The organism is Paraburkholderia acidiphila, assembly GCF_009789655.1.
Lineage (GTDB): Bacteria > Pseudomonadota > Gammaproteobacteria > Burkholderiales > Burkholderiaceae > Paraburkholderia > Paraburkholderia acidiphila.
In genome coordinates, this window is sequence record NZ_CP046909.1 from 2,382,217 (window position 1) to 2,402,468 (window position 20,252).

Below are 20,252 nucleotides of genomic sequence, written 5' to 3' on the forward strand. Positions count from 1 at the left end.
GCAACTTGACTGTCTCCTCTTTTGATTTTCACCGGCCAACTGGCCGGCCGAGGCGCCGCTTGCGTCACACGGCCTTGAAGCCTCCGCACGGTGGGGAACCGGGCGCACGGCTCACTGGCAAGCCGGCTGAGTCCCGCGTGGTTCTCCGTTAACATGAGGGGGCATTCCGTCCGCTCGCGAAACCGCGCAAACCGCCTTGCTGGCTGCGTTTCACGCTTTTTTCATCGAATGAACGTTACCTCTTGATTTGGATTGTAGTTAAACTACAATTCAGTGTCAAAAAAAATTTTATCGGACTACGGCCGCCCGATCGCCCACAACGATGGGCACCCGATGTACCCTGCAGCGGCCCCCAGGACTCTGACTGAGACTCATGCAAAACCAGATCGATTCAGGTTTCACGTTCGTGCTCTTCGGCGCCACCGGCGACCTGTCGATGCGCAAGATTCTCCCGGCCCTGTATGAAGCGCACCGTTCAGGCATGCTCGCGGAGTCGGGCAAGATCGTGGGCGTCGCGCGCCACGAAGAGGATCGCGCGGCGTATATCCAGTGGGTCGACGAGCACGTCAAGCCGCATGTGACGAAGAACGGCGGCTTCGACGAGAACGCATGGGCCAGCTTCCTCGAGCGCATTGTCTACGTGAAGCTCGACCTCTCGCGCGCCGAGGACTTCACGCACCTGCGCGACGGCATCGCCTCGTTGCCGGGTATTCGTGTGTTCTATCTGGCGACGGGCCCGTCGCTGTTCGTGCCGATCTGCCGCGCGCTCGCCGCCGTCGGCCTGAACGAGAACTCGCGCATCGTGCTGGAAAAGCCGCTCGGCTACGACCTCAAGTCGTCCAATGCGATCAACGACGCCGTGGGCGAGATCTTCGCCGAAGGCCAGATCTACCGCATCGACCACTACCTCGGCAAGGAGCCGGTGCAGAACCTGCTCGCGCTGCGTTTTGGCAACGCGCTCTTCGAGCCGCTGTGGCGCCGCGAGTGGGTCGAAAGCATCCAGATCACGATTGCCGAAGAACTGGGCGTGGAAGCACGCGGCGATTTTTATGACAACACTGGCGCGCTGCGCGACATGGTGCAAAATCACCTGTTGCAGCTGCTCTCGATCGTCGCCATGGAACCGCCGCATTCGATGGATTCTGATTCGGTGCGTGACGAAAAGCTTCGCGTGCTGCGCGCGCTCAAGCCGATCAACCCGCTCGACATCAGCAAGGTTGCGGTGCGCGGGCAATATCACGCGGGCGTGATCCGTGGCCAGGCGGTGCCGGGCTACGCAACCGAGCACGGCGTGAAGCCCGAGAGCCACACCGAGACCTTCGTGGCGCTCAAGGTGGAGATCGAGAACTGGCGCTGGGCGGGCGTGCCCTTCTTCCTGCGCACCGGCAAGCGTCTTGCCGACCGCGTGGCCGAGATCGTCGTGAACTTCCGTCCGGTGCCGCATTCGGCGCTCGGCGCACCGGCGCTGCGCCCCGGTGCGAACCGCCTCGTGATCCGCCTGCAGCCGAACGAGAACATCCGCCTCTACTGCCTCGCGAAGCAGCCCGGCGAAGGCATGAATCTCGCGAGCGTGCATCTGGATCTCGCGTTCGACCAGTTCTTCCGCGAAGGGCAGATGGAGGCTTACCAGCGCCTGCTGCTCGACGTGATCAACGGACGCCTCGCCCTCTTCGTGCGCCGCGACGAGCAGGAAGCGGCGTGGACGTGGGTCGAGCCGATCCTCAACGAGTGGGCGGCTTCACCGCGCGCGCCCAAGCCCTACGCGGCCGGCACGTGGGGTCCGGCGGCGGCCAGTGCGATGCTCGCGCAGCACGGCACCTGCTGGCTCGAAGAAGAGAACTGATGCGATTGCATGGCTTCGCGCGCAATGAGCGCGAAGCCGGACCGGACAGATGAACGACCCTGTAGACCTACAAAAAAGCAGCATGGAGGAGAAGTGATCGAGCTTCACGTATTCGACGACCCGCGCGTCCAATCCGACGCGCTGGCGCGAGCCGTGGGCGACGCGCTACATGCGTCGCTCGCCGCTCAGCAAGCGGCGCCCGGTACTACCGCGCGCCGTGCAACGCTTGCCGTCTCCGGCGGCACGAGCCCGCGCCCCTTCCTCGAGACCCTGTCGACGCACCGCTTCGACTGGGCGCACATCGACGTGACGCTCGTCGACGACCGCTGGGTGAGCGACACCGACTCCGCGAGCAACGCGCGCCTCGCGCGCGAAACGCTGCTCACGCACGAAGCGGCCAGCGCGCGCTTCCTGCCGCTCGTCGATGTGGCGCAGGATCTCGACGCGCACGTCGCGGCGCTCAACGCCGACCCGGCCCGCAAGCTGCCGAACGTCGCCGTGCTCGGCATGGGCGAGGATGGCCACACGGCCTCGATTTTCGCCGACGCCCCCGAATGGCACGAAGCGATCACCACGGCGCGCCCGTTCGTGGCCGTGCATCCGCAGGCCGCGCCGCACGCGCGTGTTTCGTGGTCGATGCAGGCGCTGCGCCAGGTCGACCGCCTGTTCCTGCTGATCGCGGGACAGCGCAAGCTCGAAGTGCTGCAACAGGCCGCCGCGGCCGAACAAAACAACGCCATCTCGAAGCTGGCGAACGACAAGGGAGTGAGACTCGATGTCTACTGGTGCGCCTAATAAAAACGCCCCTGGCGCAGGCCAGCACGCCGACGGTCCGAGGCTGCTCGCCGACATCGGCGGAACCAACGCGCGCTTCGCGCTGGAAACGCGTCCGGGCGAGATCGGCCAGGTGCGCGTGTATCCGTGCGCGCAGTATCCGGGCGTCGCGGAAGTGATCCAGCAATACCTGAAGGACAACAAGATCGGCCGCGTGAATCATGCGGCCATCGCCATTGCGAACCCGGTCGACGGCGACCAGGTGCGCATGACCAATCACGACTGGACCTTCTCGATCGAAGCAACGCGCCGCGCGCTTGGCTTCGACACGCTGCTGGTCGTCAACGATTTCACCGCGCTCGCCATGGCGCTACCCGGCCTGACCGACGCGCAGCGCGTGCAGGTGGGCGGCGGCCAGCGCCGCCAGAACAGCGTGATCGGCCTGCTCGGTCCGGGCACGGGTCTGGGCGTCTCGGGCCTCATTCCCGCCGACGACCGCTGGATCGCGCTCGGCAGCGAAGGCGGCCACGCCAGCTTTTCGCCGCAGGACGAGCGCGAAGACATCGTGCTGCAGTTCGCACGCAAGAAGTGGCCGCATGTGTCGTTCGAGCGCGTCTGCGCGGGGCCCGGCGTCGAGCTCATCTATCGCGCGCTCGCCGCACGCGACAAGAAGAAAGTGTCCGTGGACATCAACCCGGCCGAAGTCGTGAAGCGCGCACATGATGGCGAAGCGCTCGCGCTCGAGACCGTCGAATGCTTCTGCGGCATTCTCGGCAGCTTCGCGGGCAACATCGCGATGACGCTCGGCTCGCTCGGCGGCATCTATATCGGCGGCGGCGTGGTGCCGCGCCTGGGCGATCTGTTCACGCGCTCGTCGTTCCGGCAGCGCTTCGAGGCCAAAGGCCGTTTCGACGCCTATCTCGCGAACGTCCCCACCTACGTCATCACGGCGGAATATCCCGCGTTCCTCGGCGTGTCGGCCATTCTCGCGGAGCAGCTTTCGAATCGCGCGGGCGGCGGATCGTCGGCCGTGTTCGAACGCATTCGCCAGATGCGCGACGCGCTCACGCCCGCCGAGCGCCGCGTGGCCGACCTCGCGCTCAACCATCCGCGCTCGATCATCAACGATCCGATCGTCGATATCGCGCGCAAGGCCGACGTGAGCCAGCCCACGGTCATCCGCTTCTGCCGCTCGCTGGGCTGCCAGGGTCTCTCGGACTTCAAGCTCAAGCTCGCCACGGGCTTGACGGGCACGATTCCGGTGAGTCACAGCCAGGTGCATCTGGGCGACACCGCCACCGACTTCGGCGCGAAGGTGCTCGACAACACCGTCTCGGCCATCCTGCAGTTGCGCGAACACCTGAACTTCGAGCAGGTCGAGAATGCGATCACGCTGCTCAACGGCGCACGCCGTATCGAGTTCTATGGTCTCGGCAACTCGCACATCGTCGCGCAGGACGCGCACTACAAGTTCTTCCGCTTCGGTATCCCGACCATCGCCTACGGCGACCTGTACATGCAGGCCGCTTCCGCCGCGCTGCTCGGCAAGGGCGACGTGATCGTGGCCGTCTCGAAGTCGGGCCGCGCGCCGGAACTGCTGCGCGTGCTCGACGTCGCGATGCAGGCGGGCGCAAAGGTGATCGCCATCACGTCGAGCAACACGCCGCTCGCCAAGCGCGCGACCGTGGCGCTCGAAACCGATCACATCGAGATGCGCGAGTCGCAGCTGTCGATGATCTCGCGCATCCTGCATCTGCTGATGATCGACATTCTCGCGGTGGGCGTCGCGATTCGCCGCGCGTCGCCCGATGCGGATCTCGGCAACGCCGTCGAAAAGGCGCGCGAGCATGCCGACGACGACGCATCGGCCGTGCTCGACTGGCTGAGCCACGGCGCGTCGCCTACGGCGCGCGACTGAAGTCCGCTGATCGATTGACGAAAAAATGGGACGCCTCGGCGTCCCATTTTCGTTTTGCGCGATGCCCCGCTTACGGCGTGGCCGTTTGCACCGTATCCGGCGCCGGGGTGCCGTGCCACTTCACGACGAGCGCGCGCCCTACCCACGTCATCAGGCCGCACACGCCGATCGTCACGCCCATGCCGAACGGCGAGATGCCCGGGAACCAGCCGACCACTGCGCTTGCGAGCGCGCCAAGGGCAAGCTGCGTCGCGCCGAACACCGCCGCTGCCGCGCCCGCATTCTTCGGATAGCGGTACATGAGATCGGTCGCGCAGTTCGCGCCGAGCAGCCCCACCACGCTCACCACGAAGAAGAGGCCGAACACGATCGACCACAGGCCGCCCCAGCCCGTCACGCACATGAGCGCGACGAAGAGCGATGCGACGATGCTCACGCCCGATGCGATCGACACCATGCGCAGCGTGCCGAGACGCCCGATGAAACGCGTGTTGAGGAAGTTGCCGAGCATGATGCCGAACACGTTCGCGCCGAAGAAGAACCCATAGTGCTGCGGCGAAACGTGGAAGTACTCGATGTAGACGAACGGCGTGGCCGAGATATAGGTGAACATCGAGGCGAATGCCATGCCGCCGCAGAGCATGTGCCCCCACACGAGCGGATCGCGCAGCAAGCGTCCATAAGCCGCGAACGAGCGCAGCACGGCTGCGCTTTCGCGCTTTTCCGGCGGCCAGGTTTCAGGCACGCGCAGGTAGGCGGCCACGGCGCACGCGAGGCCGAAGAGCGTGAGCACGACGAACACCACGCGCCAGCCGCCGATCAGCAGCAACTGTCCGCCGATGAGCGGCGCGAGCAGCGGCCCGATCGCCGTGACGATCGCAACCATCGAGAGCACTTTGGCGGCGTCGGAAGGCTCGTGGGCGTCGCGCGCGATGGCCCGCGACAGCACCGAGGCCGCGCCCGCGCCGAGCGCCTGAAGAAAGCGCACGATTACGAGTTCGCCTACCGAGAACGAAAGCCAGCAGGCGATGCTCGCCAGCGTGAAGAGCGCGATGCCGCCGAGCAGAACGGGACGACGGCCATAGGCGTCGGAAACCGGGCCGTAGAGCAGCATGCCGATCGAGAAGCCGGCCATGAAGCTCGTGAGCGTCGAGGCCGCGGCGGCGGCGCTCACGCCGAATGACTGCGCGATGGCGGGCAGGCTTGGCAGATACATGTCGGTGGCGAGCGGGCCACAGGCGGCGAGTGCGCCCAGTAACAGGATCAGCCGGCCATCGGGCCGGCGGCGCGGGGAATGGGACATGGTGTGTAGGGCGGCGGAGCGCGCGCGGCTCGCGCGGTCTCGATGTCATGGGCCGATTCGTCCGTCGCTGCGCAAGCGGACAAAACGGCAACGCAGTGCCGTCGAATTGTACCCGACGCCTCTTTTCCGCCCTGCGCCGCCCCGCATGCCGCATCACCGTGGCTTTGCGCTAAGCTGCCCGCTTTCACTCGACTCGCCGCGTCGCCGATATGACCGCCTTCCTCCTCATCTGGAGTCCCAAGAAGTGGCCTTGGCCCGAACTGCCCGACTTCGCGCGCCGCGTGCGCGCAGGGGAAGCCGTCGCCGACACCTGGGGATGCGGCTTCGCGCGCGGCATCCTGCCGGGCGATCGGGTGTTCCTGCACCGCGTCGCCAGCGAGCCGCGCGGGCTCTTTGGGTCCGGCTACGTCACGCGCGCGCCCTACGAGGTGCCGGATGCCGCGTACAAGCGCGGCTACCGGCTGTGCATCGACTTCGTCTATGACTGGCTCGTCGATGCGGGCGAGGAAGTCGTCATCGCGCGCGACGATTTACGTGCGCATCCGTTTTCGGTCCAGACCTGGGACGCGCAGAGTTCCGGCACGGTCATCAAGCCGGTTGCCGAAGGCGCACTGGAAAAACGCTGGGCGGAGTTGACCGGGCGGCGGCCGATGCCGACCGCGGCGCTCGCGGCCATGCAGGCGTGGCACGACGCGCATAGGGCATCGGCGGCGCAAGATGGACCCGCACCGGGCGCAACTCGCCCCGCCCGCAAACGCGCCGCAGTGAACGCCGACCCGCGCGACACGGCGCCGCACCTCGCGCCGCCAAAGCGCAAACGCAGGCAGCCAACGCGCTGAATCCGGCCGAGCGGAGGTGTGCCAGGCCGACCCGGGGCTCCGGCCCGATCCGCGCGACTCCGGTACAATTTCGAGAGAACAGCCCCATCGCCCGCGCCCTTGCGGCGCCGCCTGGGTCCGTACGCCGGCCCCTTCCTTCGGCGCCGCGCGCCACACCACTTTCGCAGGTCCAGCACTCATGTCCAGCACCCAGTCCAGCACGCAGAACCGCAACGAAGCCCTCTTCGAACGCGCCCAGCGCACCATTCCGGGCGGCGTGAACTCGCCCGTGCGCGCATTCCGCTCGGTCGGCGGCACGCCGCGCTTCATCGAGCGCGCGCAGGGCCCCTACTTCTGGGACGCCGAAGGCAAGCGCTATATCGACTACATCGGCTCGTGGGGCCCGATGATCGTCGGCCACGTGCATCCGGAAGTGCTCGAAGCCGTGCAGCGCGTGCTCGCGAACGGCTTCTCGTTCGGCGCGCCCACCGAGGCCGAGATCGAGATCGCCGAGGAAATCTGCAAGATCGTCCCGTCGATGGAGCAAGTGCGCATGGTGTCGAGCGGCACCGAGGCGACCATGAGCGCGCTGCGTCTCGCGCGCGGCTTCACGAAACGCGATCGCATCGTGAAGTTCGAAGGCTGCTACCACGGCCACGCCGACAGCCTGCTCGTGAAGGCGGGCTCAGGCCTCCTCACGTTCGGCAACCCGACTTCGGCGGGCGTGCCCGTGGACATCGCCAAGCACACCACGGTGCTCGAATACAACAACGTCGTGGCGCTCGAAGAAGCGTTCAAGGCGTTCGGCGACGAGATCGCCGCCGTGATCGTCGAGCCGGTCGCCGGCAACATGAACCTCGTGAAGGCCACGCCCGAATTCATCGGCGCGCTGCGCAGCCTCACGGCGAAGCACGGCAGTGTGCTGATCTTCGACGAAGTGATGTGCGGTTTCCGCGTCGGCCTGCGTGGCGCGCAGGCGCTCTATGGCGTCGAGGCGGATATGGTGTGCCTCGGCAAGGTGATCGGCGGCGGGATGCCTGCGGCCGCGTTCGGCGGCCGTCGCGAGATCATGGATCATCTCGCGCCCAACGGCACGGTGTACCAGGCGGGCACGCTGTCGGGCAACCCGATCGCGGTCGCGGCGGGTCTGAAGACGCTGCAGCTCATCCAGGCGCCCGGCTTCTACGAGCAGCTCACGGCGAAGACCGAGCGTCTCGCGAAGGGGCTAACGGCCGCCGCGCGCGAAACGAAGGTGCCGTTCGTCGCGGATTCGGTCGGCGGCATGTTCGGCCTCTATTTCGCGGACAAGGTGCCGGGCAGCTTCGCCGAGGTCACGAAGAGCGACATCGCGCGCTTCAACCGCTTCTTCCACCGCATGCTCGACGCGGGCGTCTACTTCGCGCCCTCGGCCTACGAGGCGGGCTTCGTCTCGAGCGCTCACGACGATGCGATCCTCGACGAGACGATCGCCGCAGCGCGCAGCGCGTTCGCCGCGGAAGCCGCGGCTGAAAACGTGACGCAATAAGGCCTCACGCCATCGACAGCCGGCGCGGCGCGCGCCTCGCCGGCCCACCACCTGACCGCCGCCCGAGAGAAAGCCCGACGATGTTTTCGCAATCCGATTTCGTCCACATGGAGCGCGCGCTCGCGCTCGCGCAGCGCGGCCTGTACACGACCGACCCGAATCCGCGCGTGGGCTGCGTGCTGGTGAAGGACGGCGTCGTGATCGGCGAGGGCTTCACGCAGCCGGCCGGCCAGGACCACGCCGAAATCCAGGCGATGAAGGACGCCCGCGCGCGCGGCCACGACCTGCGCGGCGCGACGGCCTATGTCACGCTCGAGCCGTGCAGCCACTTCGGCCGCACGCCGCCCTGCGCGAACGCGCTGATCGAAGCGAAGGTCGGGCGCGTCATCGCGGCGATGGAAGACCCGAACCCGCTCGTGTCGGGCCGCGGCCTTTCGATCCTGCGCAATGCGGGAATCGACGTGCGTTGCGGGCTGCTCGCCAACGAGGCGCGTGAGCTGAACATCGGCTTCGTTTCGCGCATGACGCGCAAGCGCCCGTGGGTGCGCATGAAGGTGGCCGCATCGCTCGACGGCCGCACGGGTCTGCCCTCGGGCGAAAGCCAATGGATCACGGGCGAAGCCGCGCGCGCCGACGGCCACGCCTGGCGCGCGCGCGCCTCGGCCATCCTCACGGGCATTGGCACGGTGAAAGAAGACGATCCGCGCATGACCGTGCGCGCCGTCGACACACCACGCCAACCCAAACGCGTGCTGATCGACAGCCGGCTCGACGTCTCGCCGCTCGCGCAAATCTTCGTGGGCGCGCCAACGCTCTTGTTCTGCGCGGCGCTCGACGCGAGCAACGAAGAACGCGCCGAAGCGCTGCGCGCGCGCGGCGCCGAAATCGTTGCGCTTGGCAACGAACAAGGCAAGGTCGATCTGCCGGCCATGCTCGCGGAACTCGCCGTGCGCGGCGTGAACGAACTACACGTGGAAGCCGGCTACAAGCTCAACGGCTCGCTGCTGCGCGAAGGCTGCGTGGATGAGTTGCTCGTATACGTGGCGCCGTCGCTGCTCGGCACGAACTCGCTCGGCATGATCGATATCGCCGCGCCCGCAACGCTCGATGAGCGCACGCGCCTCGCCTTTCATTCCGTCGATCGTCTCGGCAACGACCTGCGCATTCTTGCGCGCGTCGTCACGACGCAAGACGCCTGACCCTCACTGATGCACTGAACACAAGGAACAGCACGATGTTTACCGGAATCGTCGCGGCAGTGGGCCGCATCGAATCGATCAAACCGCTCGGCACGGATGCCGACGCCGGCGTGCGCCTGACCGTCAACGCGGGCAGCCTCGGCCTCGACGACGTGCAGCTCGGCGACAGCATCGCGATCCAGGGCGCGTGCATGACCGTCATCGATCAGTCGGCGACGAGCTTCGACGTCGATGTTTCGCGCGAAAGCCTGAACCGCACCGTGGGCCTTTCGGCAACGGGCGAAGTGAACCTCGAAAAGGCGCTGCGCGCGAACGACCGCCTCGGCGGACACATCGTCTCGGGTCACGTGGACGGTCTTGGCACCGTCACGCGCTTTGCGCCCGTGGGCGAGTCGCACGAGCTGCGCATTCTCGCCCCGGCGGAAATCGGCCGCTATCTCGCCTACAAGGGCTCGATCACCGTGAACGGCGTGAGCCTCACGGTCAACTCGGTCGACGATCGCGCGGACGGCTGCGAATTCTCGATCAACCTGATTCCCCACACCGTGGAAGTGACCACGCTCAAGCATCTTCAGGCGGGCACGAAGGTGAATCTCGAGATCGATCTGATTGCGCGGTATGTCGAGCGCATGCTCTCGGCTGAGAAGGCAGCCGGTTCGGCCGCGAAAGACTGAAAACGGCTGAGCCAGCGCAATGCGTGCCCCGCACGCGTGCAAGCACGCGCGCCGGGGCGCTGATAGAATCTACCCTTTCCCTACGCCCTCGCCGCACGGCGAGACGCGTTCCCATCACCCGAATCGAACAAGGAGGCCCAGTTGGCAACGATTGAAATGAGCGCCGCCATGCCGATGGTCCGGGTGATGTTGCAAGTTGCGTCTCGTCGCGCAAGCTTCCCGCTTCCAGCGCTGCCATAGCGCGTCCCGCGCGGCATGTTTTCAGGCGCCGCGCCGTATTTTGCGAATTCGAGGTCAGGCCGCCCGGCAGCGCATGCCAGGGCGCGCGAAGCCCGTTTTCCGTCTCAACGCTTCATGCTTCCCTCAGGAGAGTCTTCGGGCGTCACGTCCGGAGCACGCTGTCCATGACAGAGCTAAATAACAAACCCGAATCGGGCGGACAAACGTTCCGCAAGGTCCTCGGCTTCACCTTCCGGCACTGGGCGCGCCAGCCGGCTCGCGTCACGGCCGTGGCGCTCGCCTCGCTGCTCGGCGCGCTCGCGGACGTGCTCACGCCGCACTACGCAGGCCAGCTCGTCGACGCCCTCACCCACGACGGCGCCGCCAGCAGCGCCGCCGCGTGGCATGCGGCGGTCGTCGCGTTCTGGGCGCTCACGGCGCTCGGGCTCGGCGGCACGATCATGCGGCAGGCCGCGTACCGCAACATCATCACGCTCACGCTGCGCATGATGAGCGAGATCGCCACGCAGGCGTTTCACCGCGTGCAGCGCTTCTCGACGGACTGGCACGCGAACAGCTTCGCGGGTTCCACGGTGCGCAAGGTCACGCGCGGCATGTGGGCGCTCGACCTGCTCAACGACACGCTGCTCGTCGCGCTCTTCCCGTCGCTCGTCATGCTGGTCGGCTCGACCATCCTGCTCGCGGTGCAGTGGCATGTGATGGGCCTCGTGGTCGGACTCGGCTCGGCGGTGTATCTGGCGATCACCGTTTCGCTGTCGCTCTTTTACGTTGCGCCCTCGGCCCGGCTCGCGAACCAGTGGGACACGAAAATGGGCGGTGCACTCGCCGACGCCATTTCGTGCAACGCAGTCGTCAAGGCCTTCGGCGCGGAAACGCGCGAGGAAGCGCGGCTCGCGCGCGTCGTATCGAAGTGGAGCAGCCGCACGCGGCGTACGTGGCAGCGCGGCACGCTCAATGGCGGCGTGCAGGGCGCGCTGCTCGTCGGCATGCAGGCGGCCATCCTCGGTGCGGCGCTGCTGCTTTGGGCACGCGGTCTCGCAAGCGTGGGCGACATTACGTTCGCGCTCACGCTGTTCTTCCTGCTCAAAGGTTATTTACGCGATGTGGGCATGCACGTGCGCAACCTGCAGCGCTCCGTGAACGACATGGAAGAACTCGTCGCGCTCGACGCGGCGCCGCTCGGCATCGAGGACCAGCCCGATGCCCCGGCCATCGTGATCGATCAGGGTGACATCCGCTTCGAGAACATGACGTTCCGCTATGGCGCGAATGCTGATGCGAGGGCGCTCTACGAGAACCTCACGCTACGCATCGCGCCCGGCGAACGCGTGGGCCTGGTCGGTCATTCGGGCTCCGGCAAGACCACGCTCGTCAAGCTGATACAGCGCCTCTACGACGTGTCCGGAGGGCGCATCACGATCGACGGTCAGGACATCGCGCGCGTGCAGCAGGCGTCGCTGCGCTCGCAGATCGCCATCGTGCAGCAGGAGCCGGTGCTGTTCCACCGCTCGCTTGCCGAGAACATCGCTTACGCCCGGCCTGGCGCGACACAGGCCGAGATCGAGCGCGCAGCGAAGCTTGCGAGCGCGCACGACTTCATCATGGCGCTGCCGCACGGCTACGACACGCTCGTGGGCGAACGCGGCGTGAAGCTCTCGGGCGGCGAGCGCCAGCGCGTGGCGATCGCGCGCGCGTTCCTCGCGAACGCACCGATCTTGATCTTCGACGAAGCGACTTCGAGTCTCGACAGTGAAAGCGAAGTGCTGATCCAGCAGGCCATGGAGCGGCTCATGGAGGGCCGCACGACCGTGGTCGTCGCCCACCGCCTTTCGACCGTGCGCGCGCTCGACCGGCTGCTCGTGCTCGAGCGCGGGCGCGTAGCGGAGGAAGGCACGCACGACGCACTCGTGCGCCGCGAAAACGGCCTGTACCGGCGCCTGTTCGAGCGCCAGGCGCTGGAACTGACGAAGGGGCTTGCCGACGACGTGATCCTGCGCTGACGCCGCACGCCTATGCGCTCCCAGCCTCCCGCCGCAAGCCGGCTCAGGCGGGAACGGCGCGCGCGTGCGGCGTGATGCGCGCGAGCACCTCGGCCAGCGCCTCACTTGCGATTTCGGTGTCGTAGTGAGCCTGCAAATCCATCCAGCTGCGCGAATCGGTGCCGAAATAGACCGCGAGGCGTACTGCCGTGTCCGCCGTAATGGCGCGCTTGCCGAGCACGATCTCGTTGATACGGCGCGGCGGCACGTCGATCGCCTTGGCGAGCGCGTACTGGCTGATGCCCATCGGCTTGAGCCACTCTTCGTTCAGAATCTCGCCCGGTGTGGCAAGCGGTACTTCACGTGCCATGGTTTTGCTCCTCAGTGATAGTCCACGATGCGTACGTCCGATGCCTCGCCGCCCGCGAAATGAAAGCAGATTCGCCACTGCCCATTGATGCGGATGCTGTACCAGCCTTCCAGCTCCGCAGAGAGGCGCTCTAGCCGGTTTCCGGGCGGCGCCCTCAGGAACGCGAGCGTGGCGGCAGCATGGACTTGCTGGAGCTTGCGCATCGCGACCGTTTCAATGGCAACGAAGCGGGCGACGCGTCGCCCGGCAAAAAGCGCCGCGGTGTCGCGGCAGGCAAAGGAAGTAATCGTCATGGATAGTAACGTCTCACGTTAATAACGTCAACCGTTACTAGTGTGAAATAGATGCGCATCGCGCACCAGTCGGCCGTTCGGCCAACACAAGCAGCCGCCCGCCACCGCGCAGACACGCCAGAACACGGGCCCACCGGAGCAAAAGGCGCTGCGCCGTCCCGCGTTCTGGGCGACGCGCCCGCCCGCGTGGCGTAAAATGTGGCCTTTCCAGTCAGAATCGCAGCCAGAATCCCAACATGACGCTCGCCTCCACCCCTGAGATCATCGCCGAGCTCAAAGCCGGCAAGATGGTCATCCTCGTCGACGAAGAAGACCGGGAAAACGAGGGCGACCTCGTCATCGCTGCGGAGTTCGTCACGCCTGAAGCCATCAACTTCATGGCGAAGTACGGCCGCGGACTCATCTGCCTCACGCTCACCCAGGAGCGCTGCAAGCTGCTCAACCTGCCGCTCATGACCTACCGCAACGGCACGCAGTACGGCACGGCGTTCACGGTCAGCATCGAGGCCGCGGAAGGCGTGACGACCGGCATTTCTGCCGCCGACCGCGCCCGCACGATCCAGGCAGCGGTTGCGCACGACGCGCGCGCCGAGCACATCGTGCAGCCAGGCCACGTGTTCCCGATCATGGCGCAGCCAGGCGGCGTGCTCGTGCGCGCGGGCCACACCGAAGCGGGCTGCGACTTCACCGCGCTCGCGGGCCTGACGCCTGCCTCGGTGATCTGCGAGGTCATCAAGGACGACGGCACCATGGCGCGCCTGCCCGACCTCATGGAGTTCGCGCAGGAACACGGCCTGAAAGTCGGCACCATTGCCGACCTGATCCACTATCGCAGCCGCACCGAATCGATCGTCGAGCGCGTGGCCGAACGCACCATGCAAACGGCGCACGGCCCGTTCCGCGCGGTCATGTACGTCGATCACCCCACGCGCACGCCGCATATCGCGCTCGTGCGCGGCACGCCGAAGCCCGGCATCGATACGCCCGTGCGCGTGCACGAGCCGCTCTCGGTGCTGGACCTGCTCGAAACGGGCTCGTCCACGCACTCGTGGACGCTCGACGCCGCGATGCGCGAGATCGCCTCGCGCGACGTGGGCGTGATCGTCATGCTCAACTGCGGCGAACCCAAGGAACACCTGATCGACGTCTTCAAGGCGTTCGACCAGAAAGAGCGCGCGGAGGCGCTCGCACGCCGGCCCGTGGACTTCAAGACCTACGGCATCGGCGCGCAGATCCTTCGCGAACTCGGCGTGGGCCGCATGCAGGTGCTCTCGAAGCCGCGCCGCCTCGGCAGCATGTCGGGCTACGGCCTCGAAGTCACCGGCTTCGTGCCGATGCCCGGCGGCAATGCAGAAGCGCCCTGCCCGCCGGAAGCCGCTGACCCTGCCTCGTCGCGCGCCTGAAGTCGCATCGCGCTCATTTCACGCGTCACCACGCTCAACCGAACTAACGGACACCACATGGAAATCGGACAATACCAACCGAACCTCGACGGCGACGGACTGCGCATCGGCATCGTCCAGTCGCGCTTTAACGAACCCGTCTGCAACGGCCTTGCCGACGCCTGCATCGAAGAGCTCGAGCGCCTCGGCGTGACGGGCGAAGACGTGCTGCTCGTCACCGTGCCGGGCGCACTCGAAATCCCGCTCGCGCTGCAAAAGCTCGCCGAAAGCGGCCAGTTCGACGCCCTGATCGCGCTCGGCGCGGTCGTGCGCGGCGAGACGTACCACTTCGAGCTCGTCTCGAACGAAAGCGGCTCGGGCATCTCGCGCGTGTCGCTCGACTTCAACGTGCCTATCGCGAACGCCGTGCTCACCACCGAAAACGACGAGCAGGCCGTGGCCCGCATGACCGAAAAGGGTCGTGACGCCGCGCGTGTCGCCGTGGAAATGGCGAACCTGACGGTGGCGCTGGAGCAGCTCGACGGTGGCGACGACGACGAAGAAGACGAGGAAGACGAAGAGGAACAGCAATGAAGAGCGCGCGCCGCCGCTCCCGCGAACTGGCCACGCAGGGGTTGTATCAGTGGCTGCTGTCGGCTGTGCCCGCCGGCGAGATCGACGCGCAGCTGCGCGGTTCGCAGGGCTACGACAAGGCCGATCACGAGCATCTGGACGCGATCCTGCACGGGGTTATCCGCGAGTCGGACGAGCTGTCCGCCTCCATCACGCCGTGCCTCGACCGTCCGATCGAGCAGCTTTCGCCCGTCGAGCGCGCGGTACTGCTTGTCGCGACCTACGAGTTCAAGCATCACGTCGACATTCCGTACCGCGTCGTGATCAACGAGGCGGTCGAGCTCACGAAGACCTTTGGCGGCTCGGACGGCTACAAGTACGTGAACGGTGTGCTCGACAAGCTCGCGGCGCAACTGCGCGCCACCGAAGCGCAAAACGCCCGCAAGTCGTAAGAACGCGAGCCGCCGGGGCAAGCGGTGCGCGCCTGAGCGCCCTGCCCCGCGCGCCGCGTGATCTGCCAGTACTGGAACTACCCGCATGAACACCGTTGCCGAACCGCTGCTGCGGCTGGCCGCGCGCGTCGACGAGATCCAGCCTTTCTACGTCATGGAACTGGCGAAGGAAGCCGCGAAGCTCGAGCGCGCCGGGCGCGACATCATCCACATGGGTATCGGCGAGCCGGACTTCACGGCGCCCGAGCCCGTAGTCGAGGCCGCCGCCGCCGCATTGCGCCGCGGCGTCACCCAATACACAAGCGCGCTCGGTATCCACGCGCTGCGCGAGGCGATCGCCGCGCACTACCAGCACGCCTACGGCCTCACGGTCGACCCCGCGCGCATCGTCGTGACGGCGGGCGCCTCGGCGGCGCTGCTGCTCGCGTGCACGGCGCTCGTCGACCGCGACGACGAAGTGCTGATGCCCGACCCCTGCTATCCGTGCAACCGGCACTTCGTGGCCGCCGCGGAAGGCAAGCCCGTGCTCGTGCCGAGCGGCCCCGAGGCGCGCTTCCAGCTCACCGCCGCCGATGTCGAGCGCCTGTGGTCGCCGCGCACGCGCGGCGTGCTGCTCGCCTCGCCGTCGAACCCCACCGGCACGTCGATCGAGCCCGACGAACTCAAGCGCATCGTGCAAACCGTGCGCGCGCGCGGCGGCTTCACGATCGTCGACGAGATCTATCAGGGGCTTTCGTACGACGCACCGCCCGTCTCCGCGCTTTCGTTCGGCGACGACGTGGTGACCGTCAACAGCTTCTCGAAGTACTTCAACATGACTGGCTGGCGTCTGGGCTGGCTCGTGGTGCCTCCCTCGCTGGTGGGTGCATTCGAGAAGCTCGCGCAGAACCTGTTCATCTGCGCGTCGGCGCTTGCGCAGCATGCCGCGCTCGCGTGCTTCGAGCCGGACACGCTCAAGATCTACGAAGCGCGCCGGCTCGAGTTCAAGCGCCGCCGCGACTTCATCGCACCGGCGCTCGAGTCGCTCGGCTTCACGGTGCCCGTGATGCCCGACGGCGCGTTCTACGTCTACGCCGACTGCTCGAACGTCACGCACCCCGCCGCCGGCGACAGCGACGCGCTCACCCGCGCGATGCTGCACGACGCGGGCACGGTGATGGTGCCCGGCATGGACTTTGGCGTCGCCGCGCCGCGCCAGTACGTACGGCTCTCGTATGCCACGGCCTATGAGCGTCTGGAAGAAGCGGTCGGCCGGTTGCATACGTTCTTCGGCCGCTGATCCACGCGGGTCCGGAAACGGAAAAAGAAAAAGGCACCCGAGGGTGCCTTTTTCTTTTCGTCCGGTCTTTCAGCTAGAGACTCAAGCGCCCAGTTCCGACGAACCATGCTTCTGGGCCGTCGTGCTCGTGCTGGCGTCGTCCTGATCGGAACCGCTCTTTTCCGAAGACGTCTTCTCGACCATCGCGTGGGCGCTGTCGAGCGTCACGTGCACGCGCTTGTCGCCGGTGATACTCGCCACCTTCTGCGGCGCAGGCGTGCTGGCCGTGTTGGTGACGGGCGCCTGCGGCGCGTTGATCGGCACGTTGCGGCCATGTGCGACGTCGCGCAGACGTCCGCGCTCGGCCATCACCTTGGCGCCGTAACCGCCGTCGTCGGGCGTGCTCGAACCGACGTAGAGGCGCAGGCCGCCCGGCAGCGAACCGCCGCGCGCGATGCAATCCTTGAGCACCAGCGCGCCGACCTTGATGTTCGCGAGCGGATCGAGCGCCGCGCTCTGGCCGCCGAAGTACCGGAACTTGTCCGAGTGCACCTTCGACATGACCTGCATGAGGCCCTGCGCGCCGACACCGCTTTCAGCGTACGGGTTGAAGCCCGACTCGATTGCCATCACGGCGAGCAGCAGCAGCGGATCGAGCCCCACTTCACGGCCGGTGTCGAATGCCGCCTTCACGAGTTCGCCAACCGGCTCCTGCGCCACGCGATAGCGGCGCGCCAGATAGGTTGCGACGAGCGCCTGTTCGCGCGCCGAGACGAGCACACGGTCGTCGCGTGCGTCGGGCGTGATGCGCTGGGGCGGAATCATGCGCGCGAGCGAGCCGACGTTGCTCGGCAGCGCACGCGGATCGAGGCCGTTGAGCGTCACGGCGTCGAGTGTGGCGATGCCGCCGTTCGACACCGAGGTCGCGACCTTCGCGACCGTGCCGTTGGAGCCCGCAGGCGAAATGCCTGTCGAGCCGGCAGGGCCAGTGGCACCGGCATCGGGCGCGAGCGCCGTGGGCAGCATCGCGCCGTTGGCGTTGTCGTCGCTGGTCGCGACACCGGGGGGCGCGAACGAGGGCAACGGGTTGCCTTGCAGCAGGCGTGCCGGGCCGGCTTGCACCGCCGCCGAGACGAAGGGCATGACGCGTGCGGCCATCGTGCCGCGCCACGTGGGCAGCAGCCAGACGGCAAGCGCGAACAGAACGGCACAGCCGCCAACAATGCTGAACAGGTGATGGCTAAGACGCGTGCCACGACGCAGCAGCGCACGCAGGCCAAGCGCTACACGCTCGTCGGCGCGCCACCACGATAACCAGGTATTCATCTACAGATCTCCCCATGTTGCATGATCCGGCAAAGGAGTCGGCACGAGGCAGACAGCCAATCACAGGATCAAGACACCGCGCGCCCTGGCTGGTGCGGCAGCGGTGTCGGGAAAACGGCAAGTCGCCGTGGGTGGAACTCCTCCTGGACAACCAGGCACGCAATGTGCGCGCGCCGGGAGTTCTCACGCGAAAAGCCAGCGCAAAGGGGCGCTGACAAGAACAACCAATCTAGACCGTGTGCAAGCCGTGCAGGGGTTCGGCAAAACGGCGACGCGTTGCGTCTGAAGGGCCGGGAAGGTGGTTAAAATTTCAAACCCTGCAACCAATGTGGACGGATTCTAGCAGTCTGTTATAGATCGTCAATACTATAGATTGTCAAATCTATAACTAATTGTAATGATGAACACTGTTCAATCGGTCGAAAACCGCGCGCCGAGGGGGTCTGCGGCTTGTTATGCGGATTGGCTATCAGCGTGCGTCAGCCAACACAGGTAAAATCGACAATCGTTACGCCGCGTTTCGGCCGGCCTCAAGCACCGGTCTGAACCGCAGCAGTCCTGCGACCGCCGCGCAGTTGCCCAATCCGGCCCCCGTACTGGCTGCGCGAACCGGCCCGTCGGGTTGCCCAGCGCGTTGCCCACTGAGTTGTCCAAGACTGGCCCCAATGAAATACAAAGACCTGCGCGACTTCGTTGGTCGCCTGGAGACGCTCGGCGAATTGCGCCGCGTTCCGCAAGCTGTCTCTCCGGTGCTGGAAATGACCGAGCTGTGCGACCGCGTCCTGCGCGCCGGCGGCCCAGCCCTCCTCTTTGAGAACCGTTCGACGCACACGTTCCCGGTGCTCGGCAATCTGTTCGGCACGCCCCGGCGCGTCGCGCTCGGCATGGGCATCGACGCGCCGGAAAGCGGCGGCGACGGCGCCGCGCTGGAGTCGCTGCGCGACGTGGGACGGCTGCTCTCGGCGCTCAAGGAGCCCGAGCCACCGCGCGGACTGAAGGACGCGGGCAAGCTCCTCACGCTCGCCAAGGCCGTCTGGGACATGGCGCCGAAAACCGTGAGCGCGCCGCCGTGCCAGGAGATCGTCTGGGAAGGCAACGACGTCGATCTCGCGAAACTGCCGATCCAGACCTGCTGGCCCGGCGACGCCGGCCCGCTCGTCACGTGGGGCCTGACCGTCACGCGCGGCCCCAACAAGACGCGCCAGAATCTCGGCATCTACCGTCAGCAGCTCATTGGCCGCAACAAACTCATCATGCGCTGGCTCGCGCACCGCGGCGGCGCGCTCGACTTCCGCGAGTTCGCGCTGAAAAACCCCGGCAAGCCGTATCCGGTGGCAGTCGTGCTCGGTGCCGACCCCGCAACGATCCTCGGCGCCGTCACGCCGGTGCCCGACACGCTCTCCGAATACCAGTTCGCGGGCCTGTTGCGTGGCGCCCGCACCGAGCTTGCGAAGTGCCTGACGCCCGGCGTCGACACGCTCCAGGTGCCCGCGCGCGCCGAGATCGTGCTCGAGGGCTTCATCTACCCGCAGACGGGCGAGCCCGGCCCCGCAGCCGCCGGTGCGCCGCCGCGCCCCGCCAAGGGCGCGAGCGCCGCATACGAGCACGCGCTGGAAGGCCCCTACGGCGACCACACGGGCTACTACAACGAACAGGAGTGGTTCCCCGTCTTCACGGTCGAGCGCATCACAATGCGCCGCGATGCGATCTACCATTCCACGTACACGGGCAAGCCGCCCGACGAGCCCGCGGTGCTCGGCGTGGCGCTCAACGAAGTGTTCGTGCCGCTCCTGCAAAAGCAGTTTCCCGAGATCACGGACTTCTATCTGCCGCCCGAGGGATGCAGCTACCGCATGGCGATCGTGCAGATCAAGAAGAGCTACCCCGGGCACGCAAAACGCGTGATGTTCGGGGTATGGAGCTTCCTGCGGCAGTTCATGTATACAAAGTTCATCGTCGTGGTCGACGATGATGTGGACATCCGCGACTGGAAGGAAGTGATCTGGGCGATCACCACGCGTATCGATCCGGCGCGCGACACCGTGCTCGTCGAGAACACGCCGATCGACTATCTCGACTTCGCTTCGCCGGTGGCCGGCCTCGGCTCGAAGATGGGGCTCGACGCCACCAACAAGTGGCCCGGCGAAACGGATCGGGAATGGGGCCGCGCGATCGAGATGGACGCGGCCGTGAAAACGCGCGTCGACCGTCTCTACGACGAGCTCGGCCTTGGCCGCGGTTAGCGCGCCGCGCCTCACGACCCGGCGTTACCAGGCGTTAGTGGCCCGGCGTGGGGCCTTGGGCGGCACGCCGGCCGATTGATCC

At 66.7% G+C, this 20,252-nt stretch carries 17 protein-coding genes; 13 read left to right on the plus strand and 4 right to left on the minus strand.

Features of this window, described 5'->3' with window-relative positions; all coding sequences use genetic code 11:
- Positions 1–373 precede the first annotated feature (373 nt).
- From zwf to FAZ97_RS10740, 3 genes are all read left to right on the plus strand, one after another.
- A complete protein-coding gene (gene zwf, locus FAZ97_RS10730; RefSeq protein ID WP_158758413.1) occupies positions 374–1,843 on the plus strand; it encodes a glucose-6-phosphate dehydrogenase in 1,470 nt (489 codons plus the stop codon).
- Between the two features lie 93 nt (positions 1,844–1,936).
- Positions 1,937–2,638, plus strand: coding sequence for a 6-phosphogluconolactonase (gene pgl, locus FAZ97_RS10735; protein WP_158758414.1), 702 nt, complete (start codon positions 1,937–1,939; stop codon positions 2,636–2,638).
- Positions 2,619–4,535, plus strand: a complete 1,917-nt coding sequence (locus FAZ97_RS10740) for a bifunctional transcriptional regulator/glucokinase (protein ID WP_158758415.1) — start codon at positions 2,619–2,621, stop codon at positions 4,533–4,535. Before pgl ends, FAZ97_RS10740 begins: the two co-directional genes overlap by 20 nt.
- A 70-nt stretch (positions 4,536–4,605) precedes the next feature.
- Here FAZ97_RS10740 and FAZ97_RS10745 read toward each other — a convergent pair whose 3' ends face one another.
- Positions 4,606–5,838, minus strand: a complete 1,233-nt coding sequence (locus FAZ97_RS10745; protein ID WP_158758416.1) for a Bcr/CflA family multidrug efflux MFS transporter — start codon at positions 5,836–5,838, stop codon at positions 4,606–4,608.
- 209 nt (positions 5,839–6,047) lie between these two features.
- Between FAZ97_RS10745 and FAZ97_RS10750 the strand changes: the two genes are divergently transcribed.
- The 5 genes from FAZ97_RS10750 to FAZ97_RS10770 all read left to right on the plus strand — a co-directional run bounded on the left by FAZ97_RS10750 (position 6,048) and on the right by FAZ97_RS10770 (position 12,294).
- Complete coding sequence (locus tag FAZ97_RS10750) at positions 6,048–6,677, plus strand: hypothetical protein (RefSeq protein ID WP_233271573.1); 630 nt, start codon at positions 6,048–6,050, stop codon at positions 6,675–6,677.
- 178 nt (positions 6,678–6,855) lie between these two features.
- Entirely contained in the window at positions 6,856–8,181 is a 1,326-nt protein-coding gene (gene hemL, locus FAZ97_RS10755) for a glutamate-1-semialdehyde 2,1-aminomutase (RefSeq protein WP_158758417.1), read from the plus strand.
- Positions 8,182–8,261: 80 nt separating this feature from the next.
- A complete protein-coding gene (gene ribD, locus FAZ97_RS10760) occupies positions 8,262–9,380 on the plus strand; it encodes a bifunctional diaminohydroxyphosphoribosylaminopyrimidine deaminase/5-amino-6-(5-phosphoribosylamino)uracil reductase RibD (protein WP_158758418.1) in 1,119 nt (372 codons plus the stop codon).
- A 35-nt stretch (positions 9,381–9,415) separates the two neighbouring features.
- Complete coding sequence (locus FAZ97_RS10765; protein WP_158758419.1) at positions 9,416–10,054, plus strand: riboflavin synthase; 639 nt, start codon at positions 9,416–9,418, stop codon at positions 10,052–10,054.
- A gap of 404 nt (positions 10,055–10,458) precedes the next feature.
- Positions 10,459–12,294 carry an ABC transporter ATP-binding protein gene (locus FAZ97_RS10770; RefSeq protein ID WP_158758420.1) on the plus strand — a complete coding sequence of 612 codons (1,836 nt, stop codon included), beginning with the start codon at positions 10,459–10,461 and terminating at the stop codon, positions 12,292–12,294.
- 43 nt (positions 12,295–12,337) lie between these two features.
- Here FAZ97_RS10770 and FAZ97_RS10775 read toward each other — a convergent pair whose 3' ends face one another.
- Together FAZ97_RS10775 and FAZ97_RS10780 are read right to left on the minus strand one after the other, a co-directional pair.
- Positions 12,338–12,643 (minus strand): HigA family addiction module antitoxin, encoded by a 306-nt coding sequence (locus FAZ97_RS10775; RefSeq protein WP_158758421.1) that lies wholly within the window; start codon positions 12,641–12,643, stop codon positions 12,338–12,340.
- An 11-nt stretch (positions 12,644–12,654) separates the two neighbouring features.
- The gene (locus FAZ97_RS10780) at positions 12,655–12,936 is read right to left on the minus strand and encodes a type II toxin-antitoxin system RelE/ParE family toxin (RefSeq protein WP_158758422.1); all 282 of its coding nucleotides are present in this window, start codon (positions 12,934–12,936) and stop codon (positions 12,655–12,657) included.
- A gap of 236 nt (positions 12,937–13,172) precedes the next feature.
- On the opposite strand from FAZ97_RS10780, the gene ribBA reads away from it, so the two are divergent.
- From ribBA to FAZ97_RS10800, 4 genes are all read left to right on the plus strand, one after another.
- Complete coding sequence (gene ribBA, locus FAZ97_RS10785; RefSeq protein WP_158758423.1) at positions 13,173–14,339, plus strand: bifunctional 3,4-dihydroxy-2-butanone-4-phosphate synthase/GTP cyclohydrolase II; 1,167 nt, start codon at positions 13,173–13,175, stop codon at positions 14,337–14,339.
- Between the two features lie 57 nt (positions 14,340–14,396).
- Positions 14,397–14,912, plus strand: coding sequence for a 6,7-dimethyl-8-ribityllumazine synthase (gene ribH / locus FAZ97_RS10790; RefSeq protein WP_112171437.1), 516 nt, complete (start codon positions 14,397–14,399; stop codon positions 14,910–14,912).
- Positions 14,909–15,343: a transcription antitermination factor NusB gene (gene nusB / locus FAZ97_RS10795; RefSeq protein ID WP_158758424.1), complete on the plus strand. Its 435-nt coding sequence runs from the start codon at positions 14,909–14,911 to the stop codon at positions 15,341–15,343. The genes ribH and nusB overlap by 4 nt, the downstream gene beginning before the upstream one ends.
- A gap of 85 nt (positions 15,344–15,428) precedes the next feature.
- Positions 15,429–16,622 carry a pyridoxal phosphate-dependent aminotransferase gene (locus tag FAZ97_RS10800; RefSeq protein WP_158758425.1) on the plus strand — a complete coding sequence of 398 codons (1,194 nt, stop codon included), beginning with the start codon at positions 15,429–15,431 and terminating at the stop codon, positions 16,620–16,622.
- Between the two features lie 81 nt (positions 16,623–16,703).
- Here FAZ97_RS10800 and FAZ97_RS10805 read toward each other — a convergent pair whose 3' ends face one another.
- Positions 16,704–17,927 (minus strand): transglycosylase SLT domain-containing protein, encoded by a 1,224-nt coding sequence (locus FAZ97_RS10805; RefSeq protein ID WP_158758426.1) that lies wholly within the window; start codon positions 17,925–17,927, stop codon positions 16,704–16,706.
- 665 nt (positions 17,928–18,592) lie between these two features.
- On the opposite strand from FAZ97_RS10805, the gene FAZ97_RS10810 reads away from it, so the two are divergent.
- On the plus strand, positions 18,593–20,170 hold the full coding sequence (locus FAZ97_RS10810; protein WP_158758427.1) for a UbiD family decarboxylase: 1,578 nt from the start codon (positions 18,593–18,595) through the stop codon (positions 20,168–20,170).
- Positions 20,171–20,252 lie beyond the last annotated feature (82 nt).

Coding starts and splice junctions, on each gene's coding strand:
- FAZ97_RS10770 (WP_158758420.1), top strand. CDS start 10,459: ATGACAGAGCTAAATAACAAACCCGAATCGGGCGGACAAACGTTCCGC.
- zwf (WP_158758413.1), top strand. CDS start 374: ATGCAAAACCAGATCGATTCAGGTTTCACGTTCGTGCTCTTCGGCGCC.
- ribD (WP_158758418.1), top strand. CDS start 8,262: ATGTTTTCGCAATCCGATTTCGTCCACATGGAGCGCGCGCTCGCGCTC.
- FAZ97_RS10805 (WP_158758426.1), bottom strand. CDS start 17,927: ATGAATACCTGGTTATCGTGGTGGCGCGCCGACGAGCGTGTAGCGCTT.
- FAZ97_RS10740 (WP_158758415.1), top strand. CDS start 2,619: ATGTCTACTGGTGCGCCTAATAAAAACGCCCCTGGCGCAGGCCAGCAC.
- hemL (WP_158758417.1), top strand. CDS start 6,856: ATGTCCAGCACCCAGTCCAGCACGCAGAACCGCAACGAAGCCCTCTTC.
- FAZ97_RS10745 (WP_158758416.1), bottom strand. CDS start 5,838: ATGTCCCATTCCCCGCGCCGCCGGCCCGATGGCCGGCTGATCCTGTTA.
- FAZ97_RS10810 (WP_158758427.1), top strand. CDS start 18,593: ATGAAATACAAAGACCTGCGCGACTTCGTTGGTCGCCTGGAGACGCTC.
- FAZ97_RS10765 (WP_158758419.1), top strand. CDS start 9,416: ATGTTTACCGGAATCGTCGCGGCAGTGGGCCGCATCGAATCGATCAAA.
- ribH (WP_112171437.1), top strand. CDS start 14,397: ATGGAAATCGGACAATACCAACCGAACCTCGACGGCGACGGACTGCGC.
- ribBA (WP_158758423.1), top strand. CDS start 13,173: ATGACGCTCGCCTCCACCCCTGAGATCATCGCCGAGCTCAAAGCCGGC.
- FAZ97_RS10780 (WP_158758422.1), bottom strand. CDS start 12,936: ATGACGATTACTTCCTTTGCCTGCCGCGACACCGCGGCGCTTTTTGCC.
- FAZ97_RS10750 (WP_233271573.1), top strand. CDS start 6,048: ATGACCGCCTTCCTCCTCATCTGGAGTCCCAAGAAGTGGCCTTGGCCC.
- FAZ97_RS10775 (WP_158758421.1), bottom strand. CDS start 12,643: ATGGCACGTGAAGTACCGCTTGCCACACCGGGCGAGATTCTGAACGAA.
- FAZ97_RS10800 (WP_158758425.1), top strand. CDS start 15,429: ATGAACACCGTTGCCGAACCGCTGCTGCGGCTGGCCGCGCGCGTCGAC.
- nusB (WP_158758424.1), top strand. CDS start 14,909: ATGAAGAGCGCGCGCCGCCGCTCCCGCGAACTGGCCACGCAGGGGTTG.